Source organism: Pseudomonas sp. PF05 (assembly GCF_056521845.1).
On record NZ_JBWLPW010000011.1, the window covers coordinates 21,600 to 34,528 of the forward strand.

At 61.0% G+C, this 12,929-nt stretch carries 8 protein-coding genes and 1 pseudogene; 1 reads left to right on the forward strand and 8 read right to left on the reverse strand.

The annotated features are described in order from the left end of the window. The 4 genes from ptsP to treP form a co-directional block, all read right to left on the reverse strand. The gene (gene ptsP, locus AC09SL_RS18700; RefSeq protein ID WP_058546174.1) at positions 1–2,535 is read right to left on the reverse strand and encodes a phosphoenolpyruvate--protein phosphotransferase; all 2,535 of its coding nucleotides are present in this window, start codon (positions 2,533–2,535) and stop codon (positions 1–3) included. Positions 2,536–2,609: 74 nt separating this feature from the next. Further along, the gene (locus AC09SL_RS18705) at positions 2,610–3,833 is read right to left on the reverse strand and encodes a maltoporin (RefSeq protein WP_058546175.1); all 1,224 of its coding nucleotides are present in this window, start codon (positions 3,831–3,833) and stop codon (positions 2,610–2,612) included. A 142-nt stretch (positions 3,834–3,975) separates the two neighbouring features. Beyond that, a complete protein-coding gene (gene treC / locus AC09SL_RS18710) occupies positions 3,976–5,622 on the reverse strand; it encodes an alpha,alpha-phosphotrehalase (RefSeq protein ID WP_058546176.1) in 1,647 nt (548 codons plus the stop codon). A gap of 73 nt (positions 5,623–5,695) precedes the next feature. Continuing rightward, entirely contained in the window at positions 5,696–7,138 is a 1,443-nt protein-coding gene (gene treP / locus AC09SL_RS18715; protein WP_064107082.1) for a PTS system trehalose-specific EIIBC component, read from the reverse strand. A 245-nt stretch (positions 7,139–7,383) separates the two neighbouring features. Between treP and treR the strand changes: the two genes are divergently transcribed. Continuing rightward, positions 7,384–8,088, forward strand: a complete 705-nt coding sequence (gene treR / locus AC09SL_RS18720; protein WP_057448412.1) for a trehalose operon repressor — start codon at positions 7,384–7,386, stop codon at positions 8,086–8,088. A gap of 349 nt (positions 8,089–8,437) precedes the next feature. Here treR and AC09SL_RS18725 read toward each other — a convergent pair. From AC09SL_RS18725 to AC09SL_RS18740, 4 genes and pseudogenes are all read right to left on the reverse strand, one after another. Beyond that, a pseudogene (locus AC09SL_RS18725) lies at positions 8,438–8,755 on the reverse strand (helix-turn-helix transcriptional regulator); the annotation flags it as partial. 244 nt (positions 8,756–8,999) lie between these two features. After that, entirely contained in the window at positions 9,000–10,577 is a 1,578-nt protein-coding gene (gene guaA / locus AC09SL_RS18730) for a glutamine-hydrolyzing GMP synthase (RefSeq protein WP_058542542.1), read from the reverse strand. Between the two features lie 79 nt (positions 10,578–10,656). Then, positions 10,657–12,126 (reverse strand): IMP dehydrogenase, encoded by a 1,470-nt coding sequence (gene guaB / locus AC09SL_RS18735; protein WP_058542541.1) that lies wholly within the window; start codon positions 12,124–12,126, stop codon positions 10,657–10,659. A 231-nt stretch (positions 12,127–12,357) separates the two neighbouring features. After that, on the reverse strand, positions 12,358–12,906 hold the full coding sequence (locus AC09SL_RS18740) for a hypothetical protein (RefSeq protein ID WP_058542540.1): 549 nt from the start codon (positions 12,904–12,906) through the stop codon (positions 12,358–12,360). Between the last annotated feature and the right edge of the window lie 23 nt (positions 12,907–12,929).

Genomic DNA, 12,929 nt, shown 5'->3' on the forward strand with positions numbered 1-12,929 from the left:
TCAATGCTCCATGGCCAGGGTGGCCGAAGTGGCCGTGGATGAGTGAGTACGCAGGAGGTCACGCACCTGCTCGGCGCTTTCCTGGCCCAAGGCCTGTTGAGCCAGCGTGCGGCATTGGCTCAGGTTCCATTCACGCACGCAGGCCTTGATCGCCGGAATCAGCGGCACACTGACCGATAACTCATCCACGCCCAACCCCAACAATACCGGTACCGCCAGGGGTTCCGATGCCAGTGCGCCACACACCCCGACCCATTTGCCATGAGCGTGAGCGGCTTCGGTCGTACGGGCGATCAGGCGCAACACCGACGGATGCAGGCCGTCGGCCTGACTGGCCAGGCGTGGGTGGTCACGGTCCATGGCCAGGGTGTATTGGGTCAGGTCATTGGTGCCGATGGAGAAGAAATCCACTTCTGGGGCGAACAGGTCGGCCATCAACGCCGCCGCCGGCACTTCGATCATGATGCCCAGCTTCGGCGCCTGCTTGAGTCCCAGGTGGCGAACCTCTTCGTCCAGCATCTGCCGCGCCAGGCGCAGCTCCGCCAGTTGCGTGACCATGGGCAGCATGATGTGCAGCCGCGCCAGCCCCGAACAGGCAAGAATGGCCCGGAACTGCTCGCGCAGCAGCTGGGGGCGCTCCAGGCACAGGCGAATACCGCGCATACCGAGGAATGGATTGGCCTCATGAGCCATCGGCACATAGGCCAGCGGCTTGTCCCCGCCCACGTCCAGGGTACGTACCACCAGATTGCGCTCGGCGCCAAGGGCCTGGGCGACGGCGCGGTACAGGGCCGCTTGCTCGTCATGGCCAGGTGGGTGCGCGCGATCCAGGTAAAGCAGCTCGGAGCGCAACAGCCCGACACCTTCGCCGCCCAGGCTGATGGCCTGCTCCACGTCCCGCAGCGACCCGACATTGGCACTGACCTCGACTCGATGACCGTCCAGCGTACGCGCCGCCTGGGCCGATTGTTCGAGGTCACGCTGATGCCGCTGGCGCTGCCGGTCGCGAGTGGCCTGGAGTTGCTCGACCAGGGCCTGATCCGGACTCACGTGCAATTCGCCATCGTCGGCGTCCAGCAACACCCGGGTGCCGTTATCCAGGGCCAGCACGGGGTGCGCCACGCCACACAACGAGGGCAGGCCCAGCGCCCGGGCGAGGATCGCGACATGGCTGGTGGCGCCACCGCCCACGGTGACGAAACCGGCGATGCGAGAGGTGTCAAGGCTGGCGGTCTGGGACGGCGTCAGTTGCTCGGCCACCAGGATCGCCTGTTCAGGCAGGTGCCAGGCGTTGTCTTGTACCCCCAGGATCAGCTTGAGCACCCGTTGCCCGACATCGGCCAGGTCCGCTGCACGCTCGGCCAGCAAAGCACTGCCCAATTGCTGGAACAGCGCAGCGCTCGCCTCGGTGGCGGTTTTCCAGGCGAACGCCGCGCTCTTGCCCTCGCCGATCAAGGCTTGGGCCTGATCGAGCAAAGTGGGGTCTTCCAGCAACTCTTGATGGGCGCGAAAAATCTGCGCCTGGACACTGCCCGCCGCCTCGTCCTGCAATGCCTTCAAGGCGTGCGTAGCTTGCTCCAGTGCTTGGTCCAGGGCTTCCTGTTCAGCCTCGATACCTGCCCCCACCTCCTCGATGTCCAACACCTGGGAGGCGATCTGGACCACTTCGCCAAACGCTGAACCGGGCGACGCGCAGACACCTCGCAGCCGGCCAGGTATCGATGGCTCGACGATGATGGTCGGCGCCAACGTCAGGGGCGCTTGCACTGTCTCGCCACACCCGGACAGCAGCAATTGCTCCAACGCTTCGATGGCCTGTCTGGCCTGAGGGCCAGCGGCGCTGACCTGCACGCTGTCGCCCTTGGCCGTCTGCAACGCCATGACCGCGACCAGTGATTTGGCGTTGGCGCTGGCTTGCTGCTTATGCAGTTGGATCTTGGCATCAAACCCCTTGGCCGCCTGGGCGAACACCGCGGCAGGACGGGCATGCAGGCCACTTTCATTGGGTACGATCAGCGGCCTGGAAAACAGCACCGAGCCCTGCTGCGCCTCGTCGACGAGCCCTTGTTCCGCCGAGCACACACGCAACAACGGAGCACCGCTCTCGATACAGCTCGCCTCGTCCCCAAGCAGGCTGAAAGGTTCCCCGCTGACCACCAGCATCAGCGTCAACAGGCTGCGCGCGTGCAAGGCGATGTAGTCGGCATCGAAATCGATCAGCGGCTGGCCGGCTTCGACCCGTTGCCCCATGGTCACCCGCGAGGTGAACCCCTTGCCCGCCAGATTGACCGTGTCCAGGCCAATGTGCATCAGCACCTGGACGCCGTTGTCAGCGGTGACACTTACCGCATGGGCGCTGTCCTGAAGCGTGCCGATGACACCGGAAAGCGGCGCGCAAAGGGTCTGCGAGGTCGGATCGATGCAGATGCCATCCCCCACCACACGGCTGGAAAAGACTGGGTCCGGCACGCTGTCCAAGGGCATCAGGACACCGGACAGCGGTGCGAGCAATTGCAAAGGTTGCGTTGTGTTCATGAGACTTCACCTGCTGCTGTCTGTTCTTTTTGGCATTGCGGGCACGCAGCGATCAGCAACCCGCGCTACACGGGTCATTTCCACCAGTATTCGACCTGCAGGCCCACGTTGGAACCATGTCGCGCACCGCCAAAAACACCGGTGTCCGACAGCGCCGAGCCGGCTGCCAGTTCATTGGCTGCACGCTTGGCCGCCTCGTTCCAACTGGCGTAGGTGTAGTAGAGGCGTATTTCCGGGCGAGCCCAGAATTCCGGGCCCTTGGGCGACCAGGTGGGCGCAAAGGTGAATTTGCTCAGCTTGCGTGTTCCATCGCTGGCCTGTACCTGGTCATGGCCCAGTTCGGCCACCAGCTTGAATTGATCGGTGATGGCGTACGCCGGGCGAACCCCCAACGACAGCCAGTTCTGGTCGGCGCCATCGGGGCGGATGTCCTTCTGGTACACCGCCTGCACCTGCCCGCCGAAACGCGGCGTGACCTGCCAATCGAAGAACTCCACCAGACGATAGCTCTTGTTGCTGTCGTCCAGCCCAGTGTCGCCGGTATAACCCAGCCCGGTGCCGGGGCCCTCGCCATATTGCAAGGCCAGTTTATTCTTCCCACCCAGGAAGTCCTGCTGCACATGCTGGGCGGTCAGGGCCCAGCCACGATGGGCGTCGCGATGGTCCGCCCGGTCGATAAAGCTCAGGCCAAATTCCAGCTCGCCGCCGGGGTTGGTCTTGAAACCGGCGACGTTGAAGTCATGCCGGTTGACCGGGTCTTTCTGGTACAGGTTGTCCTTGCGCGAGAAGGCGTAGCTGTATTTCAATCCGCCGATCAGCACGTCCTCGATCCCGCCACCGGTAGCACTCTGGTTCCAGTAGTAGAAATCCGAGATATGGATGTCGTTACGTTTGTAGTAACGCCGACCGGCCCACAGCGACCCGCCGTTCAGGCTGGGCATGTTCGACCATTGGGCATACATCTGCGGCATGCGGGCCGAGCCGTTTTCGCCCTGGAAAGTCGGCGTGCGGTCATAGCGGTTGTACAGCGATGCCATGCCGTCCACGCTCAACACCGAGCCGTCGTCGAGGGTGAAAAGATCCTGGCGCAGTTCCAGTTCCCCGTACTGCTCGCATTCATTGCCCAACCGATATTTAGTCTGCGCACCAGGCAACTGGAAGCAGGATTGGGAACGGCCATTGGTCGCACTGCCGACACCGCTGCGCAGATAACCGGAGAACTCCAGCGCCTGGACCGGGAACGGCAGCGCCAGGCAGATACAGGACGCGGCAAGGCCACGGTTTATTATTGTTTTCATACGCCTCTCCATTATTTCTTATTGTTTTTCGCTTCATGACTTCCCCCCTTGGCCGCCATCTGGCTGGCGACAAAGGGCTCACGATGCGTCTGGCGCAACGTGTTCGCTGTCAGGCATTGCCTGGGTCAGGGGAAGTCTTTATTCAGTCGCTCAGGTGCAACACAAACGACTCGTAGGGCCGCAGGCGCAGCCGTCGGCATCGGTGCTCGCCGGCCTCGTAGTTGCCGATCACCCAGCGTTGTTTCGTGCCATGGGTGAGAATCCCTTCGGGCAGTTCCACGTCGCACTCGCCTCCATAAAAATGGCTGACCACCAGCAGGCGCTCCCCCTGCCCTTCGCGCAGGTAAGCCCATACGTGCGGATGTTCGGGCAATAGCAGGCGGTAGACGCCGTCCTGGATCAAGGCTTCGCTGCGACGCAGGGCGATCAATTGACGGTAGTAATGCAGCACCGAGGTCGAGTCTTGCTGTTGCTGCTCGACGTTGATGAATGCGGCGTTGGCGGGTACGCCGATCCAGGGTTCGGCCCGGCTGAAACCTGCGTTCGGCCCGGCATTCCATTGCATCGGCGTGCGCCCGTTGTCACGGGACTTCTGCATGATCGGCGCCATGGCCTCGGCTTCCGGCACCCCGGCGTTGCGCTTGAGGCGATAGATGTTCAGGGTTTCCACATCGCGATACTGCTCGATGTGCTCGAAGCCCGGATTGGTCATCCCCAACTCCTCGCCCTGATACACGAACGGGGTGCCCTGGAGAAAGTGCAACGCCGTGGCAAGCATCTTCGCCGAAGGCGCGCGGTACTCACCGTCATCGCCGAACCGCGACACTACCCGCGGCTGGTCGTGGTTACACCAGAACAACGCATTCCAACCGTCACCGGCCTGCATGCCGACTTGCCAGTCGGACAGGATGCGTTTGAGTTCGAGAAAATCGAAGTCGGCCCGCACCCACTTTTGCAGGTTCGGGTAATCCACTTTCAAGTGATGGAAATTGAACGTCATCGACAGCTCACGGGACGTCGGGCACGAATAACGAACACAGTGTTCAAGGCTGGTGGACGACATCTCGCCGACGTTGATCAGGTCGAAGCCCTCGAACACTTCCCGATGCATTTCCTGCAAGTAGCGGTGTACGTTGGGGCCGTCGGTGTAGAAACGCCGGCCGTCGGTGTGGTCGTCAGGGAAGTCGTTCGGCTTGGAGATCAGGTTGATCACATCGAGACGAAAGCCGCCGACGCCCTTGTCCCGCCAGAAACGCATCATCTTGAACACTTCGGCGCGCACCTGGGGGTTGTCCCAATTCAGGTCAGCCTGGGTGTGGTCGAACAGGTGCAGGTAATACTGGCCGGTCTGCGCTTCGTACTCCCAGGCCGAGCCGCCGAACTTGGATTCCCAGTTGTTCGGCTGGTCCCGCCAGATATAGAAATCGCGGTACGGGTTATCGAGGCTGCTGCGGGCAGCCTGGAACCAGGGATGCTCGATGGACGTGTGATTGACCACGATGTCGAGCATCAACTTGATACCGCGCTTGCTCGCTTCGGCAATCAATAACTCGCAATCGGCCATGGTGCCGTAGCTAGGATCGATGGCGTAGTAGTCGCTGATGTCGTAGCCGTTGTCCCGTTGCGGCGAACGCAGGAACGGCGTCAGCCACAGGTAATCCACACCCAGCCAGTGCAAGTAGTCGAGCTTGTCCACCACCCCTCGCAAGTCACCAGTAGCCTGGCCGCCATGGCTGTAGAAACTCTTCGGATAAATCTGGTAGATCACTGAGCGTTGCCAGTCTTGCATGGCGAGATTCCTTCAATCAGTTTGGTACTGGTCTGGCGGGCCTCATCGCGGGCAAGCCCGGCGCCCACAGGTGTCAGGCCACGCGATACCCCGGCCGGACGATCCTCATGCTCAACGCGCAGGTCAGGGCAAAAGGGACGCTCATGGCGATGACCATGCCGATCACGAACATCGGTATGTAGTCAGGCACGATCGAAATAAAACCCGGCAGCCCCCCGACGCCAATCGCCGAGGCCTTGATCTTGTTCAGCGACAGGAAAATGCAGCCCAGGGCCGAGCCGGCCAGGGCGCAATAGAAGGGGAATTTGTAGCGCAGGTTGACGCCGAACATGGCCGGTTCGGTGATGCCGAAATAAGCGGAAATCGCCGAGGTGGACGCCATGCTCTTGTCCCGCGCATTGCGTGTCATATAGAACACCGCCAGCGCCGCGCTGCCCTGGGCCAGGTTGGACATGACGATCATCGGCCAGATGAAGGTGCCGCCCTGGGTCGAGATCAATTGCAGGTCCACCGCCAGGAACATGTGGTGCATGCCGGTCACCACCAGCGGCGCATAGAGCAGGCCGAAAATCGCCCCGCCAATCACCGGCGCCAGGTCGAACAGCGCCACCATGCCTTCGGTAATCAGGATGCCCAGGTGCCGGGTGACCGGACCGATGATGGCGAGGGCCAGCACACCGGTGATGACGATGGTGGTGATGGGGATCACGAGCAACTGGATGGCGTTGGGCACCCTGGCCCGCAACCACTTCTCGATCACGCTCATGACATAGGCCGCCAGCAGGATCGGCAGGATCTGCCCCTGGTAGCCGACTTTCTCGATCCGGAACCAGCCGAAGATGTCGAAGTACGGCAGGCTCTGGCCTTCCAACCCCGCCACGGCCTTGCCATAGTTCCACGCGTTGAGCAGGTCCGGGTGGACGAGCATCAGGCCCAGCACGATGCCGAGGATCTCACTGCCCCCGAAACGCTTGGCCGCCGACCAGCCCACCAGGGCCGGGAGAAAGACGAAGGAGGTATTGGCCATGAGGTTGATCAGGCTCCAGACGCCATCCAGGTTCGGATAGGCATCGAGCAACGTCTGCCCGGCAATGAACATGCCCTTGGCGCCCAGCAGGTTGTTGATGCCCATCAGCAGGCCGGCGATCACCAGGGCAGGCAGGATGGGCATGAACACATCGGACAGCACCCGCACCAGGCGCTGCATGCCGTTGCCCTTCTGCGCCCCCTGGCGCTTGACGTCGGCAATGGTCGCGGCAGCCAGGCCGGTCAGCTCGCGCAGGGCGGCATAGACCTTTTCCACCTCGCCCGGGCCAATGACCACCTGGAACAGGCCACCGGTAAAAAACGAACCCTTGACCAGGTCGATCTGGTTCAGCGTGGCACTGTCCACCCGGGCCGCGTCCTTGAGTGACAGGCGCAGGCGCGTCACGCAATGGGCCGCCTGCTCGATATTGTCAACGCCACCCAAGCTTTGCAGCAGCTCGCTGGCGATTTTGGAGTAATCGTGGCTCATGCTTTTTTCTTCCGCGTCATTCTTGTTATTGAGAGTCGACAGCACGTGGAAGGCAAAGTACTCGTCTGTACGAGTTAAATCAACAACTCGTACAGACGAGTTTTGTTTTTGTTTATGATGCCCCCCCGAAAAACCGGGAAACGTCCTACGCTCCTGTCGTCAAATGATGACAGCCGAATGGACAAATCCCCCACTTGGCCCGTAAGGTTCCGCCCCGGTGAACAGCGCGGTACAGAGCCCTCCCCATGAGCAAATACAACCAGATCTACAACGATCTGCTGACCAGCATTACCACCGAACGCCTGGAGCGAGGCGCCCGCCTGCCCTCCGAAACCGAACTGATGGACAGCTATCAGGCCAGCCGTGGCACGGTGCGCAAAGCCATCGAACAACTCCAGGAGCGCGGCTTCGCCCAGAAGATCCATGGCAAGGGCACCTTCGTGCTGTCGACCCAGCCCATCGAATTCCAGCTCGGCGGCATCGTCAGCTTCCAGGAGACCTACCCGCGCCTGGGCAACGATGTCAGCACCGAAGTGGTCGAATTCAGCCAGCTACCTTTGGAAGGCGCCCTGCTCGAGCACATCAAGGCGCCCGCCGGAAGCCCGATCACCCGCATCAAGCGGGTCCGGCGAATCGACGGCAAGCGCGTGATCCTGGACATCAACCACTTCGTCAGCGACGTGATCCCCGGCCTGACCCGCGACATCGCCGTGCAGTCGATCTACGCCTTCATCGAACAGACCCTGCACCTGCAAATCGCCTACGCCCAGCGCACCATCGAAGCAGTCCGCTGCGGCAAGGACGATCAGCAGCACCTGGACCTCGACGGCCAGAGCCATGTGATCGTGGTCAGCAACCAGACCTTTCTCCAGGACGGCCGACAGTTCGAGTACACCGAATCGCGACATACGCTGGATAAGTTTTATTTTTCGGATGTGGCGCGGCGGTGAACACAAAAATCCGTGTGGATATGGGTCACACGGATTTGATTCGATCACAGTTTCTCTAATACGTAAGTCTGAAGGACTTCAGCGGTCGACAGGTTTTCCCGGACGATATCGATCGATCACAGCAACACCCGCTCCACCGCCCTCCTCAAACGCCCGCGAAACGGCATCAACGATTTCGGCTCATACTCCGACCTGTTGCAGCACGGGCATTCCAGAAATGATGTCGTGCACCTGATCTTGTAGCTAACGGTTAAGGTTGTAAAAAAACGATTAGATAACAAGAGCCGCGCACAAAAACGATTACTCCTGACAACCGGCTCGTCAAACTGAGGAGAGGCTGAGATGTCTGTCACCCAACCAAAGCGTCCAACTCTTCGGAAGCCATACCAAGTAACCGTCGGCCTTCTTTCGCAACGTTGACCTGCAACGCCACCTGGGCCACATCCAACACATTCTTGGTAAGCGAATAGCTGCCCTTGGCCTGCAGCCAGGTCAGCACGTCCGCCAAATGCCAGATAGATGCACTCCCCTCGTGCACCGGCGTCGGGAAGCTGCTTGGATGGGCCAACATCAGCTTGCGCATGTTCTGCCGAGACACACCGACGATCTCAGCAACGTCGGTCAGCCCAACCAAATCAGGCGCAACCTCAATTAACTTGGCCGACGGCCCATGGGCTGCAGCCGATGATAAGCGTTTCCCGGTGCACGCTAAGGCGGGTAATCGTAGCGAGAGGTGACGGCACTGCCCTCCCAACACCGTTACGGTCTGTCATTGCAGTTGGAAGCCAGAGGAAGACTGGATTGGTCAGTAAAAATGAAAAAGCCCTGTGGAAGTTATCCACAGGGCTTTTGTTCAAGGCAGGCGCCGAAGCCAATAGCGGCCGTCAGCGGTATCAATACTTAGGCCTGACTCACTCCCACTCAATCGTCGCCGGCGGCTTGCTCGACACGTCATACGTCACGCGAGAAATACCTTCGATCTCATTGATGATCCGCCCGGAAACGGTTTCCAGCAGTTCATACGGCAGGTGCGCCCAGCGCGCGGTCATGAAGTCGATGGTTTCCACGGCACGCAGGGCCACGACCCAGGCGTAGCGACGGCCATCGCCGACCACGCCCACCGATTTCACCGGTTGGAACACCACGAACGCCTGGCTGACCTTGTGGTACCAGTCGGCCTTGCGCAATTCTTCGATGAAGATGTGGTCAGCGCGACGCAGCAGGTCGGCGTATTCCTTCTTCACTTCACCGAGGATCCGCACGCCCAGGCCCGGGCCCGGGAATGGGTGGCGGTAGACCATGTCGTAGGGCAGGCCCAGCTCCAGGCCGAGGCGACGCACTTCGTCCTTGAACAGTTCGCGCAGCGGCTCGACCAGCTTGAGGTTCATCTCTTCCGGCAGGCCACCGACGTTGTGGTGGGACTTGATCACGTGGGCCTTGCCGCTCTTGGCGCCGGCCGACTCGATCACGTCGGGGTAGATGGTGCCCTGGGCCAGGTACTTGATGTTGTCCAGCTTGCAGGACTCGGCATCGAACACGTCGATGAAGGTACGGCCGATGATCTTGCGCTTCTTCTCCGGGTCGGACTCGCCGGCCAGGTTGTTCAGGAACTGCTCTTCGGCGTTGGCGCGGATCACTTTCACGCCCATGTTCTCGGCGAACATGGCCATCACTTGCTCGCCTTCGTGCAGACGCAGCAAGCCGTTGTCGACGAAGACGCAGGTCAGCTGGTCGCCAATGGCCTTGTGCAGCAGCGCGGCAACCACCGAGGAGTCCACACCGCCAGACAGGCCCAGCAGCACGTTGTCGGTGCCAACCTGGGCGCGGACTTGGGCGATGGCGTCTTCAGCGATTTTCGACGGGGTCCACAGGGCTTCACACTCGCAGATGTCGAGGATGAAGCGCGACAGGATGCGGCCGCCCTGTTTGGTGTGGGTCACTTCAGGGTGGAACTGCACGCCGTAGTAGCGACGATCATCGTTGAACATGCCGGCAATCGGGCAGCTCGGGGTGCTGGCCAGGATGTGGAAGTCTTCCGGCATCTTGGTGACTTTGTCACCGTGGCTCATCCACACGTCCAGGCCGAACAGGCCGTCGGCGTCGACGTGGTCCTCGATGCCGTCCAACAGGCGGCTCTTGCCGACTACGTCAACGCGGGCATAACCGAATTCACGCAGGTCCGAACCTTCGACCTTGCCGCCCAATTGCTCAGCCATGGTCTGCATGCCGTAGCAGATACCGAAGACGGGCACGCCCAGGTCGAATACGGCTTGCGGGCAGCGCGGGCTGTCGGCTTCGTGCACGGACTCGGGGCCGCCGGCGAGGATGACGCCTTTAGGCGCGAATTCGCGAATCGCTTCGTCATCCATGTCGAACGGATGCAATTCGCAATACACACCGATTTCACGCACGCGGCGGGCGATCAGCTGGGTGTACTGGGAACCGAAGTCGAGGATCAGGATGCGGTGAGCGTGAATGTCGAGGGCCATGACTCATTCTCATGTAGTGAATCAGAAACAACTCGGGGCTGAATGAACAGCCCCGGTGATTAACGTTTTGCTGAAGGCCTTAACCTACGCGGTAGTTCGGCGCTTCCTTGGTGATCTGCACGTCGTGGACATGGGACTCGGCCATGCCAGCGCCGGTGATACGCACGAATTCAGGCTTGGTGCGCATCTCTTCGATGTTGGCGCTGCCGGTGTAGCCCATGGAAGAACGCAGGCCGCCCATCAGTTGATGGATGATGGCGCTCAGGGTGCCTTTGTACGGCACGCGACCTTCGATGCCTTCCGGCACCAGCTTCTCGGCACCCGCGGAGGAGTCCTGGAAGTAACGGTCGGAAGAGCCCTGGGCCTGGGACATGGCGCCCAGCGAACCCATGCCGCGATAGGCCTTGTAGCTACGGCCCTGGAACAGTTCGATCTCGCCCGGTGCTTCTTCGGTACCGGCGAACATCGAACCCATCATCACGCAGTAGGCACCGGCGACGATGGCCTTGGACAGGTCACCGGAGAAGCGGATGCCGCCGTCGGCGATCAACGGCACGCCGGTGCCTTCAAGGGCAGCGGCGACGTTGGCGATGGCGCTGATCTGCGGCACGCCGACGCCAGCGACGATACGGGTGGTGCAGATCGAGCCAGGGCCGATACCGACCTTGACCGCATCGGCGCCGGCTTCGGCCAGGGCCTTGGCGGCAGCGCCGGTGGCGATGTTGCCGCCGATCACCTGCACGTCAGGGAAGTTCTGCTTGACCCAGCGAACGCGGTCGATCACGCCTTTGGAGTGGCCGTGGGCGGTGTCGACCACCACCACGTCAACGCCGGCATTGACCAGGGCGGCGACACGATCACCCGTGTCCTTGCCGGTGCCGACCGCAGCGCCGACGCGCAGACGACCTTGGTCGTCCTTGCTGGCCAGCGGGTAGGCCTTGGCTTTTTCGATGTCGTTGACGGTCATCATGCCCTTGAGGGCGAATTTGTCGTCGACGATCAGCACGCGCTCGATGCGGTGCTTGTGCAGCAACTCGCGGACTTCGTCCTTGTTAATGCCTTCCTTGACCGTGACCAGGCGCTCTTTAGGCGTCATCACTTCACGGACGGTGGCATCCAGGCGATTCTCGAAACGCACGTCGCGGGAGGTGACGATGCCGACCAGGTCGCCATCGTGCAGCACCGGAACGCCGGAGATGTTGTGCATGCGGGTCAGTTCGAACAGATCCCGGACCGTGGCGTCAGCCTCGATGGTGATCGGATCCTTGACCACGCCAGCCTCGAACCGCTTGACCTTGCGCACTTCGGCGGCCTGCTGTTCGATGGTCATGTTCTTGTGGATGATACCGATACCGCCTTCCTGGGCCATGGCAATGGCCAGACGGGCTTCGGTCACGGTGTCCATGGCGGCGGAAACCAGGGGGATATTCAGTTCGATGCCACGGGTGAGACGGGTTTTGAGACTGACTTCGTTAGGCAGTACTTCGGAATAACCGGGCACTAGGAGAATGTCGTCGAAGGTCAGAGCTTCTTGGCTGATACGCAGCATCGCGGGGGCTCCCGAGCGGGAAAATGGAAGCGCGCCATTATACTCATGCACCCCGTCTGGCTCAATGTAAAACTCTGTCTATATTGGCATTACTGATATTCGGAGATCTGGTGCCTACTGTAGGAGCTGGCGAAGCCTGCGATCTTTTGATCTTCAGCGCCCTGATTAACGCTTAAAAGTCAAAAGATCGCAGGCTTCGCCAGCTCCTACGGAAAACCGATCGGCGCTTGACTACAGTTCCACCTTCACCCAACTCACCGGCTGATCGAGCCAATCGGCGAATTCATCGAGAAAGTCCTGCTTGAACCCCGCCTCCAGCCAGTTGTTGAAGATGAACCCCAGGTTGGAAAAGCCGCAGGGCTGCAGGAACAGGAAGCCGTTGATGTCGTCTTCATGGCCACATTCGGGGCAGGTGAAGTTGTCGGTGCGCGCCGGCATCCAGTCTTCCAGGCTTTCGAACAGCGCTTCGCCGACCTCCTTGCGGCACTCGGCGCAACCGGCTTCTTCGAGAAAGCCCTTGGCCGGCGTATAGATGCAGCGCTTGGTGATGATCTCCAGGCCATTGACTGGTTCACCGAATGGCAAGGCTTCGGGGTGCAAGACCACCTCGCGAGCACCGGGAGCGATCGCGTGGGCCATGCGATTGCCGGTGCGCCCACAGGTGGTCAGTTGTTCTTCGACGATATTCTTGCGCACCAGCCAGCGCACAATCGCCCGGGCCCGAGGCTCGTGGACCGGCAGGGTGGAAATTTTCGGGACGATGATGCTTTGCGAGTTCATGGAACATCCTGCGGTGAATCTAT

Excerpts from the sequence above, each read along its gene's own strand:
- ptsP (WP_058546174.1), bottom strand. The coding sequence starts at position 2,535 with ATGAACACAACGCAACCTTTGCAATTGCTCGCACCGCTGTCCGGTGTC.
- AC09SL_RS18705 (WP_058546175.1), bottom strand. The coding sequence starts at position 3,833 with ATGAAAACAATAATAAACCGTGGCCTTGCCGCGTCCTGTATCTGCCTG.
- treC (WP_058546176.1), bottom strand. The coding sequence starts at position 5,622 with ATGCAAGACTGGCAACGCTCAGTGATCTACCAGATTTATCCGAAGAGT.
- treP (WP_064107082.1), bottom strand. The coding sequence starts at position 7,138 with ATGAGCCACGATTACTCCAAAATCGCCAGCGAGCTGCTGCAAAGCTTG.
- treR (WP_057448412.1), top strand. The coding sequence starts at position 7,384 with ATGAGCAAATACAACCAGATCTACAACGATCTGCTGACCAGCATTACC.
- guaA (WP_058542542.1), bottom strand. The coding sequence starts at position 10,577 with ATGGCCCTCGACATTCACGCTCACCGCATCCTGATCCTCGACTTCGGT.
- guaB (WP_058542541.1), bottom strand. The coding sequence starts at position 12,126 with ATGCTGCGTATCAGCCAAGAAGCTCTGACCTTCGACGACATTCTCCTA.
- AC09SL_RS18740 (WP_058542540.1), bottom strand. The coding sequence starts at position 12,906 with ATGAACTCGCAAAGCATCATCGTCCCGAAAATTTCCACCCTGCCGGTC.